Origin of the sequence: Caulobacter flavus, from assembly GCF_003722335.1 — a bacterium.
GTDB classification, from domain to species: domain Bacteria; phylum Pseudomonadota; class Alphaproteobacteria; order Caulobacterales; family Caulobacteraceae; genus Caulobacter; species Caulobacter flavus.
In genome coordinates this window covers 3,073,570-3,098,528 of the sequence record NZ_CP026100.1, presented here as the reverse complement: position 1 = coordinate 3,098,528, position 24,959 = coordinate 3,073,570, and the positions used below count along the sequence as shown (strand labels likewise).

General features: G+C 69.9%; 24 protein-coding genes. 10 read left to right on the top strand and 14 right to left on the bottom strand.

The features are described 5' to 3' along the window. Positions 1 to 124: 124 nt before the first annotated feature. Both C1707_RS14305 and C1707_RS14300 read right to left on the bottom strand, forming a co-directional pair. Positions 125 to 325: a hypothetical protein gene (locus C1707_RS14305; RefSeq protein WP_058350547.1), complete on the bottom strand. Its 201-nt coding sequence runs from the start codon at positions 323 to 325 to the stop codon at positions 125 to 127. A gap of 33 nt (positions 326 to 358) precedes the next feature. Continuing rightward, the gene (locus C1707_RS14300; protein WP_101711863.1) at positions 359 to 850 is read right to left on the bottom strand and encodes a GcrA family cell cycle regulator; all 492 of its coding nucleotides are present in this window, start codon (positions 848 to 850) and stop codon (positions 359 to 361) included. 288 nt (positions 851 to 1,138) lie between these two features. Between C1707_RS14300 and C1707_RS14295 the strand changes: the two genes are divergently transcribed. From C1707_RS14295 to C1707_RS14285, 3 genes are read left to right on the top strand one after another with little or no spacing between them, the layout of a single operon-like run. Continuing rightward, on the top strand, positions 1,139 to 1,672 hold the full coding sequence (locus C1707_RS14295) for a c-type cytochrome (protein WP_164467353.1): 534 nt from the start codon (positions 1,139 to 1,141) through the stop codon (positions 1,670 to 1,672). Beyond that, a complete protein-coding gene (locus tag C1707_RS14290) occupies positions 1,669 to 2,031 on the top strand; it encodes a nuclear transport factor 2 family protein (protein WP_101711864.1) in 363 nt (120 codons plus the stop codon). Before C1707_RS14295 ends, C1707_RS14290 begins: the two co-directional genes overlap by 4 nt. Before the next feature lie 2 nt (positions 2,032 to 2,033). Continuing rightward, positions 2,034 to 2,396, top strand: a complete 363-nt coding sequence (locus tag C1707_RS14285) for a nuclear transport factor 2 family protein (protein ID WP_101711865.1) — start codon at positions 2,034 to 2,036, stop codon at positions 2,394 to 2,396. Between the two features lie 116 nt (positions 2,397 to 2,512). On the opposite strand, the gene C1707_RS14275 is transcribed toward C1707_RS14285, so the two are convergent. The 4 genes from C1707_RS14275 to C1707_RS14260 form a co-directional block, all read right to left on the bottom strand. Next, complete coding sequence (locus C1707_RS14275) at positions 2,513 to 4,867, bottom strand: transketolase (RefSeq protein ID WP_101711866.1); 2,355 nt, start codon at positions 4,865 to 4,867, stop codon at positions 2,513 to 2,515. A 14-nt stretch (positions 4,868 to 4,881) separates the two neighbouring features. Beyond that, positions 4,882 to 8,028 (bottom strand): efflux RND transporter permease subunit, encoded by a 3,147-nt coding sequence (locus C1707_RS14270; RefSeq protein ID WP_101711867.1) that lies wholly within the window; start codon positions 8,026 to 8,028, stop codon positions 4,882 to 4,884. Continuing rightward, positions 8,028 to 9,164, bottom strand: a complete 1,137-nt coding sequence (locus C1707_RS14265; protein WP_101711868.1) for an efflux RND transporter periplasmic adaptor subunit — start codon at positions 9,162 to 9,164, stop codon at positions 8,028 to 8,030. Before C1707_RS14265 ends, C1707_RS14270 begins: the two co-directional genes overlap by 1 nt. A 174-nt stretch (positions 9,165 to 9,338) precedes the next feature. Then, positions 9,339 to 10,115 (bottom strand): class II aldolase/adducin family protein, encoded by a 777-nt coding sequence (locus tag C1707_RS14260; RefSeq protein WP_101711869.1) that lies wholly within the window; start codon positions 10,113 to 10,115, stop codon positions 9,339 to 9,341. Between the two features lie 151 nt (positions 10,116 to 10,266). On the opposite strand from C1707_RS14260, the gene C1707_RS14255 reads away from it, so the two are divergent. The 5 genes from C1707_RS14255 to C1707_RS14235 all read left to right on the top strand — a co-directional run bounded on the left by C1707_RS14255 (position 10,267) and on the right by C1707_RS14235 (position 16,143). After that, on the top strand, positions 10,267 to 10,935 hold the full coding sequence (locus C1707_RS14255) for a DUF969 domain-containing protein (RefSeq protein WP_101711870.1): 669 nt from the start codon (positions 10,267 to 10,269) through the stop codon (positions 10,933 to 10,935). Then, positions 10,932 to 11,885 carry a DUF979 domain-containing protein gene (locus tag C1707_RS14250; RefSeq protein ID WP_101711871.1) on the top strand — a complete coding sequence of 318 codons (954 nt, stop codon included), beginning with the start codon at positions 10,932 to 10,934 and terminating at the stop codon, positions 11,883 to 11,885. Before C1707_RS14255 ends, C1707_RS14250 begins: the two co-directional genes overlap by 4 nt. Then, a complete protein-coding gene (locus C1707_RS14245) occupies positions 11,866 to 12,855 on the top strand; it encodes a DUF2891 domain-containing protein (RefSeq protein WP_101711872.1) in 990 nt (329 codons plus the stop codon). Before C1707_RS14250 ends, C1707_RS14245 begins: the two co-directional genes overlap by 20 nt. A 73-nt stretch (positions 12,856 to 12,928) precedes the next feature. Further along, positions 12,929 to 15,280 carry an NAD-dependent DNA ligase LigA gene (ligA, locus tag C1707_RS14240; RefSeq protein WP_101711873.1) on the top strand — a complete coding sequence of 784 codons (2,352 nt, stop codon included), beginning with the start codon at positions 12,929 to 12,931 and terminating at the stop codon, positions 15,278 to 15,280. Continuing rightward, positions 15,253 to 16,143: an exonuclease domain-containing protein gene (locus C1707_RS14235; protein ID WP_164467352.1), complete on the top strand. Its 891-nt coding sequence runs from the start codon at positions 15,253 to 15,255 to the stop codon at positions 16,141 to 16,143. Before ligA ends, C1707_RS14235 begins: the two co-directional genes overlap by 28 nt. Before the next feature lie 132 nt (positions 16,144 to 16,275). Here the strand turns inward: C1707_RS14235 and C1707_RS14230 are convergent, their stop codons facing one another. The 3 genes from C1707_RS14230 to C1707_RS14220 are packed head-to-tail and all read right to left on the bottom strand — an operon-like array spanning position 16,276 to position 18,607. Further along, positions 16,276 to 17,343, bottom strand: coding sequence for an alpha/beta fold hydrolase (locus C1707_RS14230; RefSeq protein ID WP_101711938.1), 1,068 nt, complete (start codon positions 17,341 to 17,343; stop codon positions 16,276 to 16,278). Positions 17,344 to 17,351: 8 nt separating this feature from the next. Beyond that, on the bottom strand, positions 17,352 to 17,753 hold the full coding sequence (locus tag C1707_RS14225; protein WP_101711875.1) for a hypothetical protein: 402 nt from the start codon (positions 17,751 to 17,753) through the stop codon (positions 17,352 to 17,354). Next, the gene (locus tag C1707_RS14220) at positions 17,750 to 18,607 is read right to left on the bottom strand and encodes an NAD(P)-dependent oxidoreductase (protein WP_101711876.1); all 858 of its coding nucleotides are present in this window, start codon (positions 18,605 to 18,607) and stop codon (positions 17,750 to 17,752) included. Before C1707_RS14220 ends, C1707_RS14225 begins: the two co-directional genes overlap by 4 nt. A 127-nt stretch (positions 18,608 to 18,734) precedes the next feature. Between C1707_RS14220 and C1707_RS14215 the strand changes: the two genes are divergently transcribed. Together C1707_RS14215 and C1707_RS14210 are read left to right on the top strand one after the other, a co-directional pair. Beyond that, positions 18,735 to 19,634, top strand: coding sequence for a flagellar motor protein MotB (locus tag C1707_RS14215; protein ID WP_058350562.1), 900 nt, complete (start codon positions 18,735 to 18,737; stop codon positions 19,632 to 19,634). A gap of 111 nt (positions 19,635 to 19,745) precedes the next feature. Further along, positions 19,746 to 20,591 (top strand): arginyltransferase, encoded by an 846-nt coding sequence (locus C1707_RS14210; protein ID WP_101711877.1) that lies wholly within the window; start codon positions 19,746 to 19,748, stop codon positions 20,589 to 20,591. 42 nt (positions 20,592 to 20,633) lie between these two features. On the opposite strand, the gene C1707_RS14205 is transcribed toward C1707_RS14210, so the two are convergent. From C1707_RS14205 to C1707_RS14185, 5 genes are all read right to left on the bottom strand, one after another. Next, positions 20,634 to 21,056: a hypothetical protein gene (locus C1707_RS14205; protein WP_101711878.1), complete on the bottom strand. Its 423-nt coding sequence runs from the start codon at positions 21,054 to 21,056 to the stop codon at positions 20,634 to 20,636. A 29-nt stretch (positions 21,057 to 21,085) separates the two neighbouring features. Then, on the bottom strand, positions 21,086 to 21,853 hold the full coding sequence (locus tag C1707_RS14200) for an SDR family oxidoreductase (RefSeq protein ID WP_101711879.1): 768 nt from the start codon (positions 21,851 to 21,853) through the stop codon (positions 21,086 to 21,088). Positions 21,854 to 21,884: 31 nt separating this feature from the next. Then, positions 21,885 to 23,210, bottom strand: a complete 1,326-nt coding sequence (locus tag C1707_RS14195; protein ID WP_240633701.1) for a serine hydrolase domain-containing protein — start codon at positions 23,208 to 23,210, stop codon at positions 21,885 to 21,887. Positions 23,211 to 23,316: 106 nt separating this feature from the next. After that, entirely contained in the window at positions 23,317 to 23,502 is a 186-nt protein-coding gene (locus tag C1707_RS14190; protein WP_101711881.1) for a hypothetical protein, read from the bottom strand. Between the two features lie 74 nt (positions 23,503 to 23,576). Continuing rightward, positions 23,577 to 24,815: an SGNH/GDSL hydrolase family protein gene (locus C1707_RS14185; protein WP_101711882.1), complete on the bottom strand. Its 1,239-nt coding sequence runs from the start codon at positions 24,813 to 24,815 to the stop codon at positions 23,577 to 23,579. Positions 24,816 to 24,959 lie beyond the last annotated feature (144 nt).

Here is a 24,959-nt window from a genome sequence, read left to right as displayed (position 1 = left end):
CGTTCTTCACGCGGACTGTCTCAAGCGTACTGCAAGGACCCGACTTCGCGATCCTCAGCGCTTGGCTCCAGCCTCCCTACGGGCGAGCGCGCTGTTCCGCGAAGATCCGACCCTGGATCAGGCCTCAGGCGGCGGCCTGGCGGCTGCGCACGCGGCTCATCCAGTCTTCCGGATAGGTCTCGCGCACGACGATCGACTTGAACTGGCCGACCGGGATGCGGGCGGCGTCGCCCGGCTGCAGGTCGCGCGAGACCGAGTGGCCCGCGAATTCCTGGATGATCGTGATCACCTGGCTGCTGCCGGCGGCGTTCTCGATGAGGATCATGGGAAGTCTCTCTCTGAGAGGGCTTAAGGCGCGTCAGAGGACGCGGCGTTCCTGGGGCAGGCTCTGGCGGGTCCAGGCGTCGATGTCGGCCGAGCTCTGGAAGCGGCGGAAGGCGCCCTGGGTGTGGTCGGGGCAGTAGGAGGCGCGCTTGCTGGTGGTCTCGCGGCCGCAGAAGCCGAAATCGCCGGCGTCCGGATTGCCGATCGGCCAGCGGCACGAGTGCATCGACAGGTCGAGGATGCCGGCCGTGGGGGTCAGCTCTTCCATCACCGAAGCCTGAACGCGGGCGGCCGGACGGGCCTGGGCGGGGGTGTTGGCGCGGGCCCGGGGAGCCTGGCGCGACACCCGGACGGTGACGGCGCGCTGGCGCACCGGCGTCTCGCGGACGGTGATGCCCAGGCGGTGGATCTTGCCGATGACGGCGCTGCGGCTGACGCCGCCCAGCTGCCGCGCCACCTGGCTGGCGCTCAACCCTTCGAGCCACAGCTTCCTGAGCGTGGCGGTACGTTCCTCGTTCCAGTCCATGACGGTTTCCGCTTCTTAGGGGTGCGGGATCAGCCCCCGCCCTTCTTCGGTAGAATCATGGTTAACGACGGTCAAATTCTTCCGTGCAGACCCACGGTTCTCGAAATCACATTTCCTCAGTGAATCTCGCGGGATAGCTGACAGTGTCGCAGGGAGGCGTTTTGAACTGCGGCAAGACCTTGACCGAATAACGTCGTTCCGCGATGAATTCACGGGTCAGAAACCGGCTTGGATTTGAATGCGGCGCGGCGTCGCAAGCCTTGCGACATAACGCCTACGGGGATTGTGATGCGTACCCTCACTGTCGTCGCCTCCGCGACGCTCTGCCTTTCCATGAGCCTGTCTCTGGCCGCCTGCTCCAAGGGCGGCGAAACCTCCGGCCAGGACGCCGCCGCGCCGCCGCCCGCGCCGCCTCCGACCCCCGCCGAGAAGGCCGCGGCCCTGGCCGCCCTCCCCGCCCCGTACAACACCGGCGACCTGCTGAACGGCCAGAGCAAGTTCGCCCTCTGCCGCTCGTGCCACACGATCACGCCCGGCGGCCCCAACATGACCGGCCCCAACCTCTACGGCGTGTTCGGCCGCAAGGCGGGGACCCATCCCAAGTACAGCTACTCGGACGCCATGAAGAACGCCGGCTTCACCTGGGACGCCCAGCACCTTGACCACTGGCTCGACAACCCGCGCACCTTCCTGCCGGGCACCAAGATGACCTTCGCGGGCCTGTCCAATCCAAAGGACCGGATCGACCTGATCGCCTATCTGAAGGTCGAGACGGGCTACAAGCCCGAGCCCTCGCCAGCCCCCGCCCCATCGGCCCAATGACCCCGCGCATCGCCCTTCTGACCCGGCTCTACGACGCCTACAACAAGGGCGACTTCGACGCCTTCGCGGCCGAGCTGGATCCCGCCGTCGACTGGCCCGACCAGATCGGCGGCGGCCGGGTCGTGGGGGTCGAGGCGATGCGGGCCTTCTGGACGCGGCGCGACGGCATGGTGCGGGTCGAGGCCGCCCCTATGGAGTTCACGGTGCTGGAGGACGGCCGCGTCTCGGTCGCCACGAACCAGACGGTGCATAACCTGGAGGGCCGCCTCTGGTCCGACAGCCGCGTGCGACATATCTACACGTTCCAAGGCGAGCGCGTGTCGCGCATGGATATCGTCGAGCGTTTGGACGAGGCGTAGGCATGGCGAAGGCTGAAGTGTTGCTGACCCGGCACTTCGATGCGACGCGCCGGCGCGACATCGAGGCCGTCGTCGCCCAGCTGCACCCCGACATCGCCTTCGCCAATGTCCTGGAGGGCGGCGAGGTCGTGGGCCTGGAGGCCGCGCGCGGCTATTTCGAGCGCCAGTTCGCCATGGCCGGCGTAGACATCAGCCTGATGCGCGTGCGCCGCCAGGCCGACGGCTGGGTCCACGCCGACGTCGAGATCGCCCTGCGCCGCCCCGACGGCCGCCTGTGGTCGCAGAACACCGCCGTCATCGCCTACCTGATCCGCGACGACCTGATCGTGGGGATAGACCCCCTCCCGGATCCTGGGTCGCGCTGACCCCCTCCGGCCCTCCGAGCCACCTCCCCCAGAGGGGGAGGATCCAGAAGCGCCGCGCCAGAAAGATGCTCCCCCTCTGGGGGAGCTGTCGCGGAGCGACTGAGGGGGGTCCTCCCCTAAGCCAGCAGATCCGCGCAGGCGTCCAGCACGGCCTCGGCGTCCAACCGGTACTTCGAATACAGGTCCGGCAGGTCGCCCGACTGGCCGAAGGTCTCCAGGCCCAGCGCCCGCAGGCGGTGGCCATGCACCGAGCCAAGCCACGACAGCGTCGCGGGCGCGCCGTCGACCAGGGTCACCAGGCCCGCCTCGCGCGGCAGGCCGGCCAGCAGCCGCTCCACCGTCGAGACGCGCTTGGCGCCGTCGGTCCAGCGCGATCGGCCGGCGGCGGTCCAGTCGCGGTGCAGCACGTCGGCCGAGGTGACGGCCAGCAGGCCCGCGCCCGGCTCGTCCTCCAGCAGGGCCGCGTGCGCCTCCAGCGCCTCGGGGGCCAGGGCGCCGCTGTAGACGACGGCCAGGCGGGCGCCCGGCGCCGGGGGCTTCAGCCAATAGGCGCCATCGACCACGCCGGTCTTCCAGACGTCGTCCGGGCGATCGGGCTGGGCGATGGCGCGGGTGGACAGGCGCAGATAGGTCGAGCAGCCGTCGGCGGCCTGGATGCGGTCGAAGGCGTGGGCCATCAGCACCGCCGTCTCGTCGGCGAAGGCGGGCTCGTAACTGTCCAGCCCCGGCTGGCTCATGCCGATCAGCGGGCTGCCGATCGACTGGTGCGCGCCGCCTTCCGGGGCCAGGGTCAGGCCCGACGGCGTGGCCACCAGCAGGAAGCGGGCGTCCTGGTAGCAGGCGTAGTTCAGGGCATCGAGGCCCCGGGCGATGAACGGGTCGTAGAGCGTGCCGACCGGGAACAATCGCTCGCCGAACAGCGGCGCGGTCAGACCCAGCGCCGCCAGGGCGATGAACAGGTTGTTCTCGGCGATGCCCAGCTCGACGTGCTGGCCGGTCTCGCCCATCGACCACACCTGGGCCGACGGGATGCGGCGGCGCTTGAAGACGTCCTCGTGGGCCCGGCGGTGGAACACGCCGCGCCGGTTCACGAAGCCGCCGAGATTGGTCGACACCGTCACGTCCGGCGAGGTGGTCACCACCCGGCCGGCGAACTCGTCCTTGCGGGCGGCGATGTCGAACATGACCTTGCCGAAGGCGGCCTGGGTCGACTGCTCGCCGCTGCCGCCGACGGCCGCCAGCAATTCGTCCTGCGTCGGCGTCGCCACGGTCGCCGCCGTGTGGTTGCGGTCGTTGGCGACGGCGAAGGGCGCGCGCGCCACCAGCCCCTTCAAGGCCGTGCGCTCGGCCGAGGACAGGCCCGACAGCGCGTCCCACTCCTCGCCCTCGACCACGCCCAGGCGCTCGCGCAGCTCGGCGATCTGGGTGGGGTTCATCAGGCCGGCATGGTTGTCCTTGTGGCCCTGGAACGGCAGCCGCAGGCCCTTGACGGTGTAGGCGATGAAGAACCGGGGGGCGTCGTCGCGCGAGGCCCGCTCGAAGGCCTCCAGGATCGTCTCCAGGCAGTGGCCGCCCAGCTCGGTCATCAGTTCGCCGAGGTCGACGTCCTTGTAGCCGCCGATCAGCGCCAGGGCGTCGGCGTCGCCGGCCAGATCCGCCGCCAGCCGCTCGCGCCAGGCCGCGCCGCCCTGGTAGGTCAGGGCCGAATAGAGGTCGTTGGGCGCGGTCTCGATCCAGGTCTTCAGCGCCGCCCCGCCCGGCCGCTCGAAGGCCTCGCGCTGGCGCTTGGACCACTTCAAGGTCTCCACGGTCCACCCGGCGGCCTCGAAGATCTCGCCGTAGCGGGTGAACATCCGGTCCTTGGTCGTCGCGTCCAGGCTCTGGCGGTTGTAGTCGACGATCCACCAGGTGTTGCGCAGGTCGTGCTTGCAGGCCTCGATCAGGGCTTCGTAGATGTTGCCCTCGTCCAGCTCGGCGTCGCCCAGCAGCGAAATCATCCGCCCCATGTTCTCAGGCTTCACCGAGCCGCGCGCGGCCAGGTAGTCCTGGGCCAGCGAGGCGAAGGCGGTCACCGCCACGCCCAGGCCCACCGAGCCGGTCGAGAAGTCGACGTCGTCGACGTCCTTGGTGCGCGAGGGGTAGGACTGCGCGCCGCCCAGGGCGCGGAAGGCCTTCAGCTTGTCCAGGCTCTGGCGGCCGAACAGATGCTGGATGGCGTGGAAGACGGGGCTGGCGTGCGGCTTGACCGCCACCCGGTCCTGCGGCCGCAGCGCCTTCATGTAGAGCGCCGTCATCAGGGTGGTCATCGAGGCGCACGAGGCCTGGTGGCCGCCCACCTTCAGCCCGTCGCGGCTTTCGCGAAGGTGGTTGGCGTTGTGGATCGTCCACGACGCCAGCCAGAGAATGCGTTCCTCGAGACGCCGCAGCAGCGCGATTTCCTGCCGCTTGGCCGTCAGAGACCCGTCAGCCATGCTTCCTCACCCGTTTATACGGGTGAGGTATGCCCCTCGCCCGCCTTTTCGCGCGCTTCATAGTCCTCGATCTGCCGCGCCGTCCACTCCGGAGATTTCGTGAAGCGTGCGAGCAGGTTGTAGAACACCGGAACGATGAACAGCGTTAGCAGGGTCGCCACGATCGCGCCGAAGAAGATCACGGCCCCGATCGTCTGGCGGCTTCCCGCCCCGGCCCCAGTCCACAGCAACAGGGGCAAGGCCCCCATGGCCGTGGCGATCGAGGTCATGATGATCGGGCGCAGGCGCAGGGCCGCCGCCTCGATCACCGCCTCGGTCACCTTCAGGCCCTCGTCGCGCAGCTGGTTGGCGAACTCGACGATCAGGATGCCGTTCTTGGCGGCGATGCCGATCAGGATGATCAGGCCGATCTGGCTGTAGGTGTTGATGGTCGAGCCGGCCATGACCAGGCCGAACAGCCCGCCCAGCACGGCTAGCGGCACGGTCAGCATGATCACCGCCGGGTGGATCCAGCTTTCGAACTGCGCGGCCAGCACCAGGAAGACCAGCAGCAGGGCCAGGCCGAAGGCGATGGCGATGCCGCCCGAGCCTTCCAGATAGTCCTTGGCCTGGCCGCCCCACTTGATGCTGACGCCGGGCGTCGGGTGCTGCGCGGCCTGGGCCTGGAAGAAGCTGACGGCGTCCTCGACGGTATAGCCGGGCGACAGCTGGGTGGTCAGGGTCACCGAGCGCAGGCGGTCGACGCGCGGGCGGTCGGGGGTGTCGCCCCGCAGCTCGGTCTTCACCACCGTCGACAGCGGCACCAGGCCGCCGGCGTTGGTGCGCACCTGCAGCTTGTCGAGGTCGGCCACGCTGCGGCGCTGGTCGAGCTCGGTCTGCAGGATGACGTCGTATTCCTGGCCGTTCTTGATGTAGGTCGTGGCCTGGCGCGAGCCGAACATGGTCTCCAGCGCCCGGCCCACGGCCTGGGCCGAGACGCCGAGGCTGGCGGCCTTGTCGAGGTCGATCTGCACCGACAGGCGCGGCGCGGTCGGCTCGTAGTCGATGCGCGGGCGCGAGAAGCCCGGGTTCTCCTGGGCCGCCGCCAGGATGGGCTTGAGCCAGTTGGACAGCTGCACGTAGTCGTTGCCGACGGCGATCAGGTCGACATTGGTGCCGCCGCCGCCACCGCCGCCCCCGCCGCGCTGGAAGGCGCCGCGCACGCTGGCCACGGCGCGCACGCCGGTGATCTTGGAGAGGTCCTTGTTCAGCTCGGCCGCCACGTCGTCGGCGGTCTTGTCGCGCTCGCCCCAGCCCTTGAGCACCACGACGCCGTTGCCCGAGTTGAACTGGCTCTGGCCGAAGCGCGGGATGGTCAGGATGGTGCGCTCGGCGATGCCGTCCTCGCGGTAGCGGGCCATGATCTTCTCGATCTTGGCGCCGATGGCCGAGGTGTAGTCGAAGCCGGCGCCTTCCGGCGCGCTGATCTGGATGTCGACGCGGCCGCGGTCCTCGGCCGGCACCAGTTCCTTGGGCAGGCTGACGAACAGCAGGGCCGCGAAGCCGGCCAGCAGGATCACCGCCCCGCCGGCGGCGAAGCTGGCGGCCCGCACGCCCAGCAGGCTTTCGAGCGAGGCGCGGTAGCTGTCCCTCAGCCGGTCCATCGCCCAGTCCATGCGCTTGTTGAACCAGCCCCCGCCGTGCGCGGGCTTGAGCAGCTTGGAGGCCATCATCGGCGACAGGGAGAGCGCCAGCAGCGCCGAGAAGGCCACCGCGGCGGCGATGGCCACGGCCAGTTCGACGAACAGCCGGCCGATATAGCCGGGCAGGAACATCAGCGGCGCGAACACCGAGATCAGCACGATGGTGGTGGCGACGACGGCGAAGAACACCTGGCGCGAGCCGCGCTGGGCGGCGATCAGGGCCGGCTCGCCCTCGTCCACCCGGCGCTGGATGTTCTCGACCACGACGATGGCGTCGTCGACCACCAGGCCGACGGCCAGCACCAGAGCCAGCAGGGTCAGCAGATTGAGCGAGAAGCCCAGCGGCGCCAGGACGATGAAGGTCGACAGGATGCAGATCGGCGCGACGATCGAGGGGATCAGCGCCGAACGCCAGCTGCCCAGGAAGATCAGGTTGACCAGCGCCACCAGGGCCACGGACATGCCCATGGTGATCCAGACCTCGTGGATGGCCTCGGCGGTGAACACCGAGTTGTCCACGGCCACCACCAGCTTGGTGCCGGGCGGCAGGGTCTGGTTGATGACCTCGACTTCCTTGCGGACGGCCTCGGAGATGGCGACGTCGTTGGCCTGCGACTGGCGGGTCAGGCCGATGCCGACCTGGTCGACGCCGTTGCCGCGGAACAGGCGACGGCGCTCGTCGGGCCCTTCCTCGATGCGGGCCACGTCCGACAGGCGCAGCACGAAGCCGGCGCCGTCGGCGGCGCGGATCGGAAGCCGGGCGAAGTCGGCCGGCGTAGCGTAGGCGCGGGCCACGCGGATGGTGAAGTCCTTGGCGCTGCTTTCCAGCGAACCGGCCGGCAGTTCCAGGTTCTGGGCGTTCAGCGCGTCCTCGACGTCGCTGACGGTCACGCCCCGGGCGGCCATGGCGTCGGCGTTCAGCCAGATGCGCATGGCGTAGATCTTGGCCCCGAACAGGTTGGCCTGGGCCACGCCGTCGATGGTCGACATCCGCTCGACCAGGTAGCGGTCGGCGTAGTCGGCCAGCTCCAGCGGATCCAGCGTCGTAGAGGTCAGGTTCAGGATGATGATCGGCGAGGCGTCGGCGTTGGCCTTGGCGATCTGCGGCGGGTCGGCCTGGTCGGGCAGGTTGGCCGAGACGCGGCTGACGGCGTCGCGCACGTCGTTGGCGGCCGCGTCCAGGTCACGGTCCAGGCGGAAGGTGATGCTGATCTGCGAGCGGCCGTCGCGCGAGGAGCTGTTGACGCGGTCGATGCCCTGGATGCCCGAGACCTGGCGCTCGATCACCTGGGTGATGCGCTCTTCGATGACCTCGGCCGAGGCGCCGCGATAGACGGTCGAGATCGACACCACGGGCGGGTCGACGTTGGGCAGCTCGCGGATCGGCAGCGAGCCGAAGGCCGCCAGGCCGATGACGCACAGGATGATCGCCGCGACGGCGGCGAATACCGGGCGGCGGACGGAGATGTCGGAAAGCATCAGCCCGCCTTACGGTCTTGGCCGGGCTTTCCCCCTTGGCCGCCTTGCCCGCCCGGCCCGCCGGCCGGCTTGCTGACGTCGCGCACCGCGCCGCCGTCCTGCACGCGGTTGAGGCCGTCGGCCACCACCACGTCGCCGGCCTTCAGGCCCGAGCGGATCTCGACGAAGCCGTCGGCGGTCAGGCCGGTGGTGATGTTGGTGCGGCGGGCGACCTGGCCCTTCTCGCCCTTGGCGACCAGGAACACCGAGGCCTGCTGCCCTTCGAACTGCACGGCCGCTTCCGGCACGGCCAGGCCCTGGCGCACGCCCTGGTCGATGGCGACCTTGACCAGCATGCCCGGCTTCAGGCGGCCGCCCGGATTGGGGAACTCGGCGCGGGCCCTGATGGCGCGGGTGGCCGCGTCGATGCGGGTGTCGATCTGGGCGATCTGGCCCTGGAAGGTCTCGCCCGGCAGGGCGTCGGGGCTGGCCTTGATCGGCAGGCCGTCGCGCAGGGTGGCGAGGTAGCGGTCGGGCACGGCGAAGTCGACGCGCACGACCGAGGCGTCGTCCAGGCTGACGATGGCCCCGCCCGGCGCGATCAGCGTGCCCGGGGCGACGTCGGAGATGCCCACCCGGCCGGCGAACGGCGCGCGGATCACGCGGTCCAGGCGCTGGGCCTTGGCCGAGGCCAGGGCGGCCTTGGCGCTCTCGTAGGCGGCCAGGTTCTGCTCGGCGGTGGCGCGCGGGGCGATGCCCTTGTCGGCCAGGGTCTTCCAGCGGTCGTAGTTGCGCTTGGCCTGGTCCAGCTCGGCCTGGGCCTGGGCGATGCCGGCGGTCTCCTGGTCGTCCTTCAGCGTCACCAGCACCTGGCCGCGCGACACCAGCTGGCCGTCGGTGAAGTGGACGGCGGTGATCAGTTCGGTGGTGTTGGAGGTGATGGTCACCGACTGGCGGCCCTTGGCCACGCCCAGCACCTCGATGCGATCTGTGAAGGGACGCTGGCCGACCTTGACCTGCGACACGGCCGTGGCGCGGCCGCCCGGACCGCCCTGCCCCTCGGCCTTGCCGCCAAGCAGCAGCTTGGCTCCGCCGGCCAGGATCATCAGAACCAACGCGACCCCGGCCGCGATGAGGAAGAAGTGCCTGCGGATCACAAAAACGCTCCGGCGCCGTTGAACCGGCGCCCTTAAGGTCTAGGTTGGGGCGACATATGACCCCACCCTAGACCTGCGTCTAGTGACACTAGAATTACGTGACATTTCAACACTGAAACACTTCCGAGCGCTCAGCTTGACGTAACGTCGGTCGACAAGCTTGGCCGCAAGCGTCTAGTCCGTGTAGCCCGGGGACTGGCGGTCCAGTTGGCGCAGGCAGCCGGGCCAGGCTAGGCCGGCGATCATGCCCAGGCCCATGCCGGTCTGGCTGCAAACCTCGGCCTGGGCTGCCTCCGGAGCGAGCAGCACGTGATCACGTCCTGCGCTCAACGCCATCACCTGCTGGGCGCAGGCGCGCTCCAGGAAGAACATGCCGAGCCAGCATTCGGCCGCCGTGCGGCCGACGGCCAGGGTGCCGTGGTTGCGCAGCAGCATCAGCCGCTTGTCGCCCAGGTCGCCCACCAGCCGCTCGCGCTCGTCGAGGTTCAGGGCGATGCCCTCGTAGTCGTGATAGGCCAGCTGCGGCGTGACGATCAGCGCCTGCTGGCTCAGCGGCAGCAGGCCCTCGGCGTGGGCGGCCACGGCCACGCCCTGGTCGGTATGCAGGTGCATGACGAACTGGGCGTCTTCCCGCGCGGCGTGGATGGCCGAGTGGATCGTGAAGCCCGCCGGATTGATGAAGTACGGCGTCTTGTCGATGACGTTTCCGTCAAGGTCGACCTTGACCAGGCACGAGGCGGTCATCTCGCCGAAGAACATGCCGTACGGATTGATCAGGAAGTGGTGCTCGGGCCCCGGGATACGCGCCGAGATGTGGGTGAAGATCATGTCGTCCCAGCCGTGCAGGGCGACCAGGCGATAGAGGGCCGCCAGGTCGACGCGGGCCTGCCATTCGGCCTCGCTGACCTGATCCTTGATCGATGCGGTGATCGCGCCGGTTCCGTCGGCCATGACGCTTGCTCCCGTAGGTTATCATTGTTGAGTTGAGCGTCGCGCCGACGGGCGCCGACGTCAAGCGACCAGCGTTAGACGGGATCGTACTTGCCAGGGCCCTTTCGCCGTCGGACGGTCCTGGCGGATTCGAAGACGGGGGATCTGCCGCATGTTGCCCTTGATCGGCGTGGGCGTGATCGTCCTGGGCTTCGCGCTCAGGTTCAATCCGCTGCTGGTGGTGGTCTGCGCGGCCATGGCCTCGGGCCTTGCCGCCGGCCTTGGACCGCTGGAGGTGCTGGCCGCCTTTGGAAAGGCGTTCAACCAGAACCGCTATGTCAGCATCGCCTGGCTGATCCTGCCGGCCATCGGCGTGCTCGAACGCTCGGGCCTGCAGGAGCGCGCGCGGATGGCGATCAAGAGCCTGAAGGCCGCCACCGCCGGACGGATCCTGGTGGTCTACCTGCTGCTGCGCCAGCTGACCGCGGCCATGGGCCTGATCTCGATCGCCGGCCACGCCCAGACCGTCCGCCCGCTGGTGGCCCCCATGGCCGAGGCCGCCGCCGAGAACCAGGGCGACCTCGACGAGGCGACCCGCGACGAGGTCAAGGCGATGAGCGCGGCCACCGACAATGTCGGCGTCTTCTTCGGCGAGGACATCTTCATGGCCATCGGCTCGATCCTGCTGATCGTCGGCTTCCTCGACCAGAACGGCCTGATCGTCGAGCCGCTGCACCTGTCGGTCTGGGCCATCCCCACGGCGATCTGCGCCTTCCTGGTGCACGGCGCGCGCCTGCTGCTCTTCGACCGCAAGCTCTCGAAGACGGGGGCCAGGGCATGATCGGTCTGCCCCTCGTCTATCTCCTGGCCGGCCTGATGTTCGCCGCCTTCGCGGTGATGAGCGCTGGCGACAAGGCCAATCCCAAGCGCTGGGGCAACGCCGCCTTCTGGGGCCTGTTCGCGCTGAGCTTCCTGGCCGGCGACCATCTGGGCGACCTCGGCAACGGCTTTCTGGTGGTCGCCCTCGCGCTGCTGGCGGGAACCGGACGCCTGGGCGTCGGCCAGCCCGCCACCACCACAGGCGAAGAGCGCGCCGAGATGGCCCAGCGCTTCGGCCTCAAGCTGTTTCTGCCCGCCCTGCTGATCCCGGTCATCGTCCTGGCCGGCACCTTCGCCTTCAAGGCCCTGACCTGGAACGGCCGGCACGTGGTCGATCCCAAGCAGGCCACCCTGGTCTCGCTGGCCATCGCCGCCCTGGTCGCCGCGATCCTGGCCCAGCGGCTGTTCCGCCAGCCGGCCAGCGCGCCGCTGCAGGAGGGTCGCCGGCTGATGGACCTGGTCGGCTGGGCCGCCCTGCTGCCGCAGATGCTGGCGGCGCTGGGCGCGGTCTTCGCCCTGGCGGGCGTGGGCCAGACCATCGGCGACATCACCCTGGCGATCACCCCGGTCGACAGCCGCCTGGCCGTCGTCATCGCCTATTGCCTGGGCATGGCGATCTTCACGGTGATGATGGGCAACGCCTTCGCGGCCTTCCCGGTGATGACGGCCGGCATCGGTCTGCCGCTGGTGATCGGCCGCTTCGGCGGCGACCCGGCCGTGGTCTGCGCCATCGGCATGCTGTCGGGCTTCTGCGGCACGCTGCTGACCCCGCTGGCCGCCAACTTCAACCTCGTCCCCGCCGCGCTCCTGCAGCTGAAGAACCGCTACGGCGTCATCCGCGCCCAGGCGCCGACGGCGGTGCTGATGCTGCTGATCAACATGGTCCTGATGTATGTCCTCGCCTTCCGCTGAGACCGCCGCCCGCTTCGCCAAGGCCGCCCTGGGCCACGTGGCCCGCGAGTATCCCAACAAGCTCGACCATGTGCTGGCCGGCGACGCCGACGCGCTGGGCCCGCGCACCCTGCACCCGATCTTCTTCGGCAGCTTCGACTGGCACTCCTGCGTGCACGGCTACTGGACCCTGGCCACCCTGCTGCGCCTGCATCCCGGCATCGCCGAGGCCGCCGCCATCCGCGCCATCTTCGACGACGCCTTCACGGCGCGGAAGGTGGCCGCCGAGGTCGCCTACCTGGCCCGCCCCGAGAGCCGCGGCTTCGAGCGCCCCTACGGCTGGGCCTGGCTGCTGAAGCTGCAGGCCGAGCTCCTCCAGCACGACGCCCCGTGGGCCGCGACCATGCAGCCGCTGGCCGACGCCTTCGTCGCCCGCTACCGCGCCTTCCTGCCGATCGCCGACTATCCGATCCGGGCCGGCGTGCATTCCAACACAGCCTTCGCCCTGGCCCTGGCCGCCGACTACGCCGACGCCGCGGGCGACGCCGACTTCCGCGCCCTGCTCGCGGCCAAGGCCACCGCCTGGTACGGGCAGGACAGCGCCTGCCAGGCCTGGGAGCCGTCGGGCGACGACTTCCTGTCGTCGGCCCTGGTCGAGGCCCTGGCCATGCGCCGCCTGCATCCCGACACCTTCGCCGCCTGGTTCGCCGCCTTCCTGCCGGAACTGGCCGAGCGCCGGCCCGCCACGCTGTTCGTCCCGCCCAGCGTCAGCGACCGCACCGACGGCAAGATCGCCCACCTCGACGGCCTGTCGCTGTCGCGCGCCTGGTGCTGGCGCGCCGTCGCCAAGGACGCCCGGCCCGCGATCGCCGCAGTGGCCAACGAGGCCGCCGACCTGCACCTGCAGACCGCCCTGCCCCACGTCACCGGCGACTACATGGGCGAGCACTGGCTGGCCAGCTTCGCCCTGCTGGCGATGCTGGAAGCCTAGCCCAAAGGAGAGGAGGAACAGGCGCGCGGCATCGGCTAACCTGCCCCACCGCCGCAACCGGATTCGCCTGCCCGTGTCCCAGATCTCCGTCGCCGACCTCACCGAAGCCCAAGCCGTCGAGGAGCTCGAACGTCTCGCCGACGAGATGGCCGGCCACGACCTGCGCTACTATCAGGACGACGCCCCCACGGTCAGCGACGCCGAGTACGACGAACTCAAGCGCCGCAACGCCGACATCGAGGCCCGCTTCCCGCACCTGCAGCGCGAGAACTCGCCGTCGCTGAAGGTCGGCGCCGCACGCTCGGCCCAGTTCTCGCCGGTCGAGCACGGCGTGCCGATGCTCAGCCTCGACAACGCCTTCTCCAACGACGAGGCCGAGGAGTTCGACGCCCGCATCCGCCGCTTCCTGCGCCTGGGCGCCGACGAGCCGGTCTTCTACATGGCCGAGCCCAAGATCGACGGCCTGTCGGCCTCGCTGCGCTACGAAAAGGGCGTGCTGGTCCAGGGCGCGACGCGCGGCGACGGCCGCGTGGGCGAGGACGTCACCGCCAACCTGCGGACCATCGCCGACATTCCCCACCGCCTGAAGGGCTCCGGCTGGCCCGACGTCATCGAGATCCGCGGCGAGGTCTATGTCGAGCTCGAGGCCTTCGCCGCCTTCAACAAGGCCGCCGAGGAGGCCGGCTCGCGCACCTACGCCAACCCGCGCAACTTCGCCGCCGGCTCGCTGCGCCAGATCGACCCCAAGATCAGCGCCACCCGGCCCCTTCGCTTCTTCGGCTACGCCTGGGGCCTGGTCTCCGAGCCCTTCGCCGCCAGCCAGTCCGAGGCGCTGGAGAAGCTGGAGGCCTGGGGCTTCGTCACCACCGCACCGCCGGCCGAACGGGTGCAAGGCGCCCAGGGCCTGCTCGACATCTACGCCCGCTTCGAGACCCTGCGCCCGCAATTGCCGTTTGACATCGACGGCGTCGTCTACAAGGTCGACGACCTGGAGCGGCAGCGCCGCCTGGGCTTCGTCTCGCGCTCGCCCCGCTGGGCCATCGCCCGCAAGTTCCCGGCCCAGCGCGCCCGCACGATCCTCGAAGCCATCGACATCCAGGTCGGCCGCACCGGCGCCCATACGCCCGTCGCGCGTCTGCACCCCGTCACCGTCGGCGGCGTCTCGGTGACCAACGCCACCCTGCACAACGCCGACGAGATCGCCCGCCTCGACGCCCGCATCGGCGACACGGTGGTGCTGCAGCGCGCCGGCGACGTGATCCCGCAGATCGTCGAGGTCGACCTGGCCGCGCGTCCGGAAGGCGCCGAGCCCTACGCGTTCCCGCACGTCTGCGAATGCCCGCTGAAGACGGCGCTGGCCCAGGAGATCAACGCCAACGGCGTGGAGTCGGTCGTGCGCCGCTGCACCGGCGAGTTCGCCTGCCCGTTCCAGCGCGTCGAGCACCTGCGCCACTTCGTCTCCCGCCGCGCCTTCGACATCGAGGGCCTGGGCGAAAAGCAGCTGCAGGCCTTCTTCGACGAGGGCTGGATCAACGAGCCGGCCGACATCTTCCGCCTGGCCCGCGACGAGGAGAAGCTGGCCGCCCTGCGCGAGCGCGACGGCTATGGCGAGACCTCGGTCAAGAACCTGGTCGCCGGCATCGACGCCCGTCGCAGCATCGGCCTGGACCGGATGATCTACGGCCTGGGCGCCCGCGACATCGGCGAGACCACCTCGACCGTCCTGGCCCGCCACTTCGACCAGTTCGCCGACCTGCAGGCCGCCTCCGAAGCCGCCGCCAGGGGCCTGCCGGGCGCGACCTATCTGGAGCTGTCGACGGCCGCCGGCGTCGGGCCCAAGGCGCTCGATCTCCTCGTGGAGGCCGGCCGCGCCGGCGTGCCCGCCGATCCCTGGCCGCAGTCCGAGGATCTGGAGCTTAAGATCGGCCAGGTGGTTCCCAAGCTGACCAAACCGGCCCGCGCGGCCCTGGCCCAGCGCTACGGAACCTGGGAGGCCTTCGCCGAAGGCCTGGCGCAGGCCGCCAAGGGCGCGCCGGGCGAGGACTACCTGACCCTGGCGGCCGTCGACGGCGTCGGCCCCGTGGCCGCCCAGTCGCTGGCCCGCTTCTTCGCCGAGGAACACAACCGCCAGAAAGTCGAGAACCTGTTGGCGGAGCTCGACGTCCAGGCCGTGGCCAAGCCCAAGACCGACACCGCCGTGGCCGGCAAGACCGTGGTCTTCACCGGCTCGCTGGAGAAGATGACCCGCGACGAAGCCAAGGCCCAGGCCGAAGCCCTGGGCGCCAAGGTCGCCTCGTCAGTGTCCAAGAAAACTCATCTCGTCGTCTATGGCCCAGGCGCGGGCTCGAAGCTCAAGACCGCCCAGGAGCTCAACATCGATATGATGGACGAGGATCAATGGCTGGCCCTGGTCGCCAGCCTATGAAGGTCGTCGCCATCGACTTCGAGACGGCCAACGAGACCCGGTCGAGCCCCTGCTCGATCGGCCTGGCCTGGATCGAGGACGGCGCGGTCGCCCGCGTCGACCACCACTACATACGGCCGTGGGACATGCGGTTCGCGCCGTTCAACATCGCCTTCCACGGCATCGGCCCTGACCACGTGAGAGACGCCGACGAGTTTCCAGCCGTGCTCGAGCGGTTGCGCGACGACCTCGACGGCGCGCTGGTGCTGGCCCACAACGCCTCGTTCGACGTCAGCGTCATCCGCCGCACCTGCGAGCACTACGACGTCGCGCCGCCGGCCTTCGACTACATGTGCACGGTGCAGGTGGCGCGCAGCGTCTGGCCCGACCTGCCCTCGCACAAGCTGAACGTGGTCGGCCGCCATCTGGGGGTGAGCTTCAAGCACCACGACGCGGCCGGCGACGCCTACGCCTGCGGTCAGGTCGCCCTGGCCGCCGCCAGCCGGACGGGCGCGAGCGGCGTCCACGACCTGCCGGGCAGGATCGGCCTGACCCTGGGCCGCCTGCACCAGGGCGGCTACGCGCCGTCCCAGGCCAGGGCCCGGCCCCGGCGCCCGGTGCGTCCGCCGCCCCGCCTGCTGCCGCCGGGCGCGGAGACCCGCCTGTCGGGCCGCACGGTGATCTTCACCGGCCAGCTCGACACGATGAGCCGCGGCGAGGCCCAGGGCCTGGCCGCCGCCATGAGCGCCCGCGTGGTGCTGTCGATGAGCCGCAAGGTCGACCTCGTCGTCGCCGGCCCCGGCGCGGGCGCCAAGCTGCGCTCGGCCCGCGAGATGGGCGTTCAGGTGCTGAACGAGGACGAGTGGCTGGCGCTGGTGGGGTGACCGCTTCGCGGCCCCCTCCGGCCCTCCGGGCCACCTCCCCCAAAGGGAGAGGATCTGGAAACGTCGCGCCAAATGGATGCTCCCCCTCTGGGGGAGCTGTCGCGAAGCGACTGAGGGGGAACCTCCCGCGCCCTATTGCCCCAGAAACACCTTCAACCGATCCTTCCAGAGCACCGCCCAGGTGTGGCTGCCGTGCCCCTTGGTCTTCTCGCTGGCCGGCAGCAGCACGAACTCTCCGCGCTTCAAGCGCTTCACCTCGCGCTCGGCGATGCCCAGTTCCGGCGGGTTGATGAAGTCGTCGGCCGAGTTGATCCACAGCACCGGGACCTCGATCTTCTCCAACCCCGCCGACGGGTCGTAGGTGCGCGAGGCGTCGACCTGGTAGAGCAGGTCGTTGGCGTCCAGGCCCGCGATCCGGCGGGTGAAGTCGGCCTCCAGCGCCTTGTCGGTCGCCTCGCGGGTCGGCAGGGCCAGTTGCATCGGCAGGGCAGAGGCGCCGGCGATGATCAGGAAGTCGGTCGCCGTGCGCAGGCCCTGCTGGGGCTGCTGCGCGTAGTCGCCGCCGTTCCAGGCCGGGTCGGCCTTGATGGCGTCCATGGTCATCTTGCGCCACATGCGATTGCGCCCGGCGATCGCCACGGGCTGGCAGGCGAACGGCGCCAGCTTTTCCGCGAAGCCCGGATACGTCTCGCCCCAGACGAAGGCGTGCATGCAGCCCATCGACGTGCCCATCAAGAGCTGCAGGCGGTCGACCTTCAGCCCCTCGACCAGCAGCCGGTGCTGGGCCGCCACCATGTCGTCGTAGTCGTAGTGCGGGAATCTGGCCCGCAGGCCGTCCGAAGGCTTGGAGGATTTCCCGTGGCCGACGCCGTCGGGCAGGATCACGTACCACTTGGCCGGATCCAGCAGGCCGCCGGGAACCAGCAGCTCGTCGGCGAACTGCGGCGACAGGAACTGCTTTCCGCTGCCGCCGGTGCCATGCAGCACCATCACCGCGTTGGTCACCTTCCCTTGCGCGTCGCGCTTGGGCTCGCCCAGGGTCGTGTAGTGCAGCCGCAGCTCCGGCAGGGTCTCGCCCGAACCGAACTTGAAGTCCCGCACCACGAACTCGCCCTCCTTGGGCGCCACGGCGGGCGCGGCGACGGCGGCGCCCGAAAGACCCACGCACAGGGCAAGGCCGGCGACGAACGAACGGATCATGGCGCTCCTCATGCGCGGACGGTTTCGAAGGCCTCGCGCAGGCTGGCCGCGCGCGCGCCCTGCGACCGGATCATCAGGAACTTGCCCGAGAACTCGCCCGGCAGGGTCCAGGTCCCCTCCACTTCCGAGCCGTCGGCGCTGAGCGTGCCGGCGTAGAACACCTCGTGCTCCCAGCCCGCCGTGCCGTCATAGGTCTTGGTGAAGGTCAGGCTCGTGCCCGAACGCCTGCCCAGCAGGGTCGAGAACACCTCGGCCACGCCGTACTCGTCGTAGGCGACCTCGTGCACCGCCCCGCTGACCCATGAACCGCTCTCCAGCACGGTGGCGGTGAACGGCACGGGCGCGACGGCGGCGGGGTAGGAGTAGAGCCCCTGCCAGACGCCGGTCAGGTTGGCGGTCGCGTCGCTCACGGCTTTTCCAGCCGCGCCACGAGGCTGGAGGTGTCCCAGCGACTACCGCCCATCGCCTGGACCTCGCCATAGAAGCCGTCGATCATCCGGGTCATGTCCAGGGTCGCGCCGTTGCTGGCCGCCTCGTCGAGGGCGATGCCCAGGTCCTTGCGCATCCAGTCGACCGCGAAGCCGAACTCGAACTCGCCGCGCGACATCGTCCCCCAGCGGTTCTCCATCTGCCAGGACTGGGCCGCGCCCTTGGAGATCGCGGCCAGCACGTCGTCGGTCGGCAGGCCCGCGCGCTTGGCGAAGTGCAGCGCCTCGGCCACGCCCTGCACCACGCCGGCGATGGCGATCTGGTTGCACATCTTGGTCAACTGGCCAGCGCCCGACGGGCCCATGCGGCGCATGGCCTTGGCGTAGACGTTCAGCACCGGCTCGGCCGTGGCGTAGGTTGCCTCGTCGCCGCCGACCATGATGGTCAGCTGGCCGTTCTGCGCGCCCGCCTGGCCGCCGGAGACCGGGGCGTCGAGGAAGCCCACGCCCCTGGCGGCCGCCAGCTGCGCCATCTCCCGGGCGACGACGGCCGAGGTCGTGGTGTGGTCGACGATGATCGCGCCGGCCTCCAGCGCGGGCAGGATCTCGGCCACCACCGCGCGGACGTCGTCGTCGTTGCCGACGCACAGCGCCACCAGCCGCGCGCCCTTGCTGGCCCCGGCGATGGTCGGATCGCTCTTGCCGCCGTGCTCGGCGACCCAGCGGGCGGCCTTTTCGGCGGTGCGGTTGTAGACAGTCACCTCGTGGCCGGCGGCCTGCAGGTGGCCCGCCATCGGAAAGCCCATGACGCCTAGGCCGATGAACGCCGTCTTCATGCGCGAGACTCCTTGCCGCACCCTGCCGTTTCGGGTCCGTGAATGAGCCCTTCGCCCCCGCATCGCAACGCCATTTTAACGTCCTGCGGGCAGGTTGCCCCGACAGGGTTAAGCAGGCTTAAGCACGATGGCGTCGACCGGCGAAGCGCCGATCATCATCAAGAAGGTCAAGAAGGGCGGCGGCCATGGTCACCATGGCGGCGCCTGGAAGGTGGCCTATGCCGACTTCGTGACGGCGATGATGGCCTTCTTCCTGCTGATGTGGCTGCTCAACACCACCAGCCCCGAACAGAAGCAGGGCATCGCCGACTACTTCGCCCCGGCCTCGATCTCGTCCAGCACCAGCGGCTCGGGCGGCATCCTCGGCGGCACCTCGCTCGGCGACGACGGCGCCAAGGCCGACGGCAAGATGTCGGTCGTCCAGCAGATGGCCCCCGAAGCCCCCGACCAGACCAACCAGGACGGCCAGTCCTCGACCACCGCCAGCCTCGACTCGGCCAGCGAGCAGGCCCTGCGCGACGCCCTTGCCAAGAAGGAGCAGGACAGCTTCGCCTCGGCCGCCCAGTCGCTGCGCCAGTCGCTGCAGGACATGCCCGAACTGGCCGAACTGTCGAAGCAGATCCTGATCGACCAGACCCCGGAAGGCCTGCGCATCCAGCTGGTCGACCAGGAAGGCCGCTCGATGTTCAAGGAGGGCTCGCGCGAGCCCAACGACCGCGCCCGCCTGCTGCTGCGCGCCGTGGCCAAGGTCATCAACCAGCTGCCCAACCGCATCACCGTCTCGGGCCACACCAGCGCCGACCAGCGCGGCCGCAAGGCCGACAGCGACTGGGCCCTGTCGGCCCAGCGCGCCGACACCTCGCGCCAGATCCTGCGCGGGGCCGGCGTCGACGACGACCGCATCTACCAGGTCTCGGGCAAGGCCAATTCCGAGCCCCTCTACGCCGACGATCCCACCCTGGCCGGCAACCGCCGGATTTCCATCGTCCTGTTGCGCGAAAAGCCCGTCCTGCCCGACAACCTGTGACCGTTCGCCGCGTCGCGCGTTTGTCCTGCTTGCACAACGGCTCGGCATGCCGCCTAATCGCCTTCACGGCATGGGCGGGGGCCTGGCCGGGCGTAAGGGGACTGGGAAGACGTGACGCAGCATTTTCCGACGCGACAGCTTCGGTTCTTCCTGACGGCGCCGACCCCTTGCCCGTACCTGCCCGGCCGCCAGGAACGGAAGGTGTTCACCCACCTGCCGCTGTCGGACGGCCCCGGCGTCAACGACAGCCTCACGCAGGTCGGCTTCCGTCGCTCCCAGAACATCGCCTACCGCCCCGCCTGCGAGACCTGCCGCGCCTGCCAGTCGGCCCGCGCGCCGGCCGCCGACTACGAGTTCTCGCGCTCGGAGCGCCGCGCGCTCAACCGTAACAACGACCTGGTGCGCCATCTGGTCGAGGCCGAGGCCACGCTGGAGCAGTTCGAACTGCTGCGTCGCTACCTCACCGCCCGCCACGCCGACGGCGGCATGGCCGAGATGACCTGGCCCGACTACGTGGCCATGGTCGAAGACACCGCTGTCCGCACGCACCTGATCGAATATCGCCGCCCGTCCGTCGACCGCGGTCCGGGCGACCTGGTGGCCTGCGTGCTGGTCGACGTGCTCGCCGACGGCCTGTCGCTGGTCTACAGCTTCTACGACCCGACCGAGGAACGCCGGAGCCTGGGCTCCTTCATCATCCTCGACCACATCGTCCAGGCCCGCCTGACCGGCCTGCCCTACGTCTATCTTGGCTACTGGGTGCCGGGCTCGGAGAAGATGGCCTACAAGGCCCGCTTCTCGCCGCTCGAGATCCTCAAGCCGGGCGGCTGGTCGCTGATGTCGGCCCGCGAACGCGGCGCCCGTCCGCCCAAGGCCGCCCCCGCCCCGGCCGTCCGTGAGGTCGAGCTGTCCGACGCGGTCCCGCTGACTGAACTGCCGGCCGCGGGAAAGCCGTAAGGAAAGCCCCGCCCTCTCCCTCCGGGAGAGGGGCGAACCGGCCTAGTTCGCCGCCGCCTTCGCCGGCTCCGGCGCCTGAGCCCGTGCTTCGGCGTCCAGGTCCGCGGCGTGCTTGGCCAGCTTGACCGGCGCCGCCGGCTTCGTCCCGTTCCAGGGGTTCATCGAGATGCAATAGCCGCTGAGGTCGCCGCACTGGCGCACCTCGCCGGTATGCGTGTCCACCACCACGATGACGTGTTCGTCGTCGGCGATGCGGGCCTTCTCAGGCCCGCTCGGCGCGTTCTCCCGCACCATCTGCGCCCACAGGCGGCCGGTGTCGAAGACGCCGATCCCGGCATAGCGCCCGCTTGTCGAACCGCCGCCGGACGGCGACGGCGAGCAGGCCGCCAACAGCCCGCCGACCAGGACCAGAGACAGACCAATGCGCATATCGCCTCCCGAGACCTCGCCCCATGGCTGCACCATGGGCGAAGTCTCGCGGGGCGACAACGGCCCTATCGCGACCAGGCCACCCCGCCGTCGACCGCGAGCGTGCCGCCCACCACGTAGTCGCCCGCCCGCGAGGCGAGATAGATCGCCGCGCCCGCCATGTCCTCGGCCTCGCCGATCCGGCCGGCGGGAATGAACTTGGCCACCGCGTCGGCATGGTCGCGGGCCACGCGGTTCATGTCGCTGGCGAAGGCGCCCGGCGCGATGGCCGACACCGCGATGTTCTCCGGCGCCAGGCGCAGGGCCATGCGCTTGGTCATGTGGATCAGGCCGGCCTTGCTGGCGCCGTAGGGATAGGTCTCCTCCTTGGTCACCGACAGGCCGTCGATCGAGGCGATGTTGATCACCTTGGCCACCCTGGCCTTGGCCGCTTCGCGCAACGGGGCCAGCAGGGCCTGGGTGAGGAAGAACGGCGTCTTCATGTTGAGGTCGACGGTCTTGTCCCAGCCGGCCTCGGGAAACTCGTCGATGCCCGCGCCCCAGGCCGCGCCGGCGTTGTTCACGAGGATGTCGAGCTTGCTTTCCCGCTCCTGGATCCGCGCGGCCAGTCCCTGCACGCCCTCCGTCGTCGAGATGTCGCCGGGCAGCGAGACGCACTCGCCGAACTGCGACAGCTCTTGCGCGGCCTCGTCGCAGGCGGCCGCCTTGCGGGCGGTGATGTAGACCCGCGCCGCGCCGTGGCGCAGGAAGCCTTCGACGATCATCCGGCCGATGCCGCGCGAACCGCCGGTGACGAGCGCCACGCGGCCCTCGAGCGAGAACAGATCCTGCATGTGATTTCCTCCGTCAGCCCTTTGGCGGACCTTATTTTTCGGGATTGGTGAGCGCCTGGTAGACCAAGGTGGAAGCACGATCGCCAAGGTCGCGCAGGGCCGGATCGCCGTCCTTGGCCAGCACGTGGATCATGCCCAGGAAGAAGAGGTCGTTCTCCGGGTCGATCCAGAACCAGGTGCCGGCCGCGCCGCCCCAGCTGTAGGTCCCCTTCCCCGCCAGCGTGCCGGCCCGGGCCGGATCGGTGACCACCATGAAGTCGAGGCCGAAGCCCTTGCCGCTGGCCTTGGAGAACTCGGCCTTCGGATTGTCGAGGATCGCGTCGGGCAGATGGTCGGAGGCCATCAGCTTGATGCTCGCCGGCGACAGGATGCGCGCCCCGTCCAGCTCGCCGCCGTTCAGCAGCATCTGGCAGAACCGGGCGTAGTCGGCGTTGGTCGACACGAGGCCCCCGCCGCCCGAGGCCACCACCGGCGGCTTGGTGACGTCCAGCACCATGAAGCCCTCGGCCGGCTGGATCTTCTTGTCCTTGAAGTTCCACATGTAGAGGTCGGCCAGGCGCCCCGCCTTCTCCGGCGGCAGCCAGAAGCCGGTGTCCTTCATCTTCAGCGGGTCGAAGATGCGGCTCTGCATGAAGGCCGGCAGGCTCTGGCCCGACAGCTTCTCGACGATGAAGCCCTGGATGTCGACGGCGACGCTGTACTTCCACTGCTTGCCCGGCGGCCCCACCAGCGGCAGCTTGGCGACCTTCTCGACGAATTCCTGGCCGCTCTTGGCGCCCAGGACGCCGGTCGAGACATAGGCCTTGTCGACCGGGTTGTCGGGGTTGAGGCCGTAGGCGAAGCCGGCCGTGTGGCTCATGATCTCGCGCATGGTCGGCGGGCGGTCCGCGGCCTCGGTGACGAACGAGCCGTCGGCGTTGACGCCCTTGTAGACCCGCAGGTTGGCGAACTCCGGCACGTACTTGGTCACCGGATCGTCGAGGCGCCACTTGCCCTCCTCGAACAGGATCATCATCGCCACGCCCGTGACCGGCTTGGTCTGGGAGTAGATGCGGAAGATGGTGTCCTTGGTCATCGGCGGGCCGCCGAAGCCCTTGGCGCCATAGGTCTCGAAGCTGACCACCTTGCCGTGGCGCACCAGCATGGTCGTGGCGCCCGGCAGGTGGCCGGTGGCGACCAGGTCCTTCATCAGGGCGTCGAGGCGCGCCAGGCGCTCTGGCGAGACGCCGACGCTGGCCGGCGCGGCGGCGGTCAGGTCGGCCTTAGGCGCGGCCAGGGCGGGCGCGCCGCTCCACGCCACGGAGAGGGCCAGGGCCGTCGCCAACCCGAAACGCCGCCCCATACGTTGCATCGCCATGCTTCACCCCAAACAGCCGTTTGAAGCGACCTTACCCAGGATTGCGACAGGCGCAATCACGTAGGGCCCAGGAGGGCGATCGCGAGTGGCTGGAAGTAAAGCGCCCCTACTTCTTCTTGTTCTTCGCGTTGGCGGCGTAGACCGCCACGAACATCGTGCCGACCCCGCCGAACACCGCCACCAGCGCGGCGGTGATCGCCACCGAGCGCTTGGATTCCTTGTCGGCGGCATGGGCCAGGGCCGGCGTCGCCAGGATGGCGGCGGCGATCAGCAGCGACTTGACGGTCTTCATGGAAAAGCCCCCTCACACGGATACGGCGGGGAGCTAGCCCGATCGCCACCGGCGCGGCAAGCATCGACCGCCTTCTACTTGGCCGGGAACAGCGCCTTGTCCGCCGCCTGGGCCATCAGGTCGTAGCCGGCGTCGTTGGGGTGCAGATGATCGCCGTTGTGCAGGCCCTCGCGAATCTGGCCAGGCTTGGCCGCATCGCGGATGGCGCCGTCGAAGTCGACGACCCCGTCGAATTCGCCGCCGGTGCGGATCCAGGCGTTGACCGCCTGGCGCGTGGCCTCGCCCTTCTCGTGATAATAGGCCGCGCCCTCGAACGGCGGGATGACGCCGCCATAGATCTTCACGCCGCGCGCGTGGGCCCGGGCGATCAGCTGACGATAGCCGGCGATCAGGTCATCGGGGCCCACCACGTCGGCGGTGAAGCCCGGCTGCACGGCGCGGCCGATGTCGTTGATGCCTTCCAGCACCACCACCGCCTTGACCCCCGCCACGCTCAGCACGTCGCGGTCGAAGCGCGACAGCGCGCTGGGACCCGAGACCTCGCGCAGCAGCCGCCCGCCGCCGACGCCCATGTTGACCACGCTCCAGCCCTGGCCGCGCGCGGCCAGGCGGGCCGCCAGCTGCTCGGGCCAGCCTTTGTCGGCGTTCGCCGTCGAGCCCGCGCCCTCGGTGATCGAGTCGCCGATCGCCACCAGCACCGAGGCCTCGCCCTGCCCGCGCACCTCGACGCCGCTGACCAGGCCCGGACCTTTCAGCGCTTCCTCGCCGGGGATCTGCGCCTTGGCCACGTGGTTGCCGGGCGGGGCCACGAACAGGCGCACGCGGTGGCCGGCCGGAGCCTGGGTCCCGACGTAGAAGATCGACGCCGACACGTAGTCCATCGCCTTGACCGGCAGCGCCACGGGGTCGCTCAGCACCGGCGCGCCCGGCGGGATCGTGAACTCGGCCTTGCCGCCGACGGTCACGGTGATCGGCGCGGCCAGGATCTTCCCGTTCGCGTCGGCCGGCGCCAGCGTGATGGCCCCCACCGCCAGCGGACGCTCGTTCAGCTCGTTGGACAGGCGCAGCCGCACGGCGTCGCCGCCGGCGTTCAGCCGCATGACCTGGCGCACCGTGACGTCGGTGAAGGCCCTGGCCTCGCCCGGGCGTGACACGGCCTGCGGCGCGAGCGGCGCGTTGCCCCAGGCGCTGCGCCAGGACGGCGCTTGCGAAACAGCGGCCGGGCGGGCCTTGGACGCCCCTTGGGTCGCGGCCAGCAGCGGCGCGGGCGCCAGCGCCAGGACCAGGGCGGCGGACAGGATGCAACGGTTCATCGGCGTTTCCCCACAACGGCGGTTGACGTCCGCCGCCTCAGTGATATTCTCAATATATCGATCAATTGTCCATATTGTGAGAATTGATCGATGGATCGAAGCTCGATCCTTCCCTGTTCTGCCTGACCTCGTACTTCCCCCTCT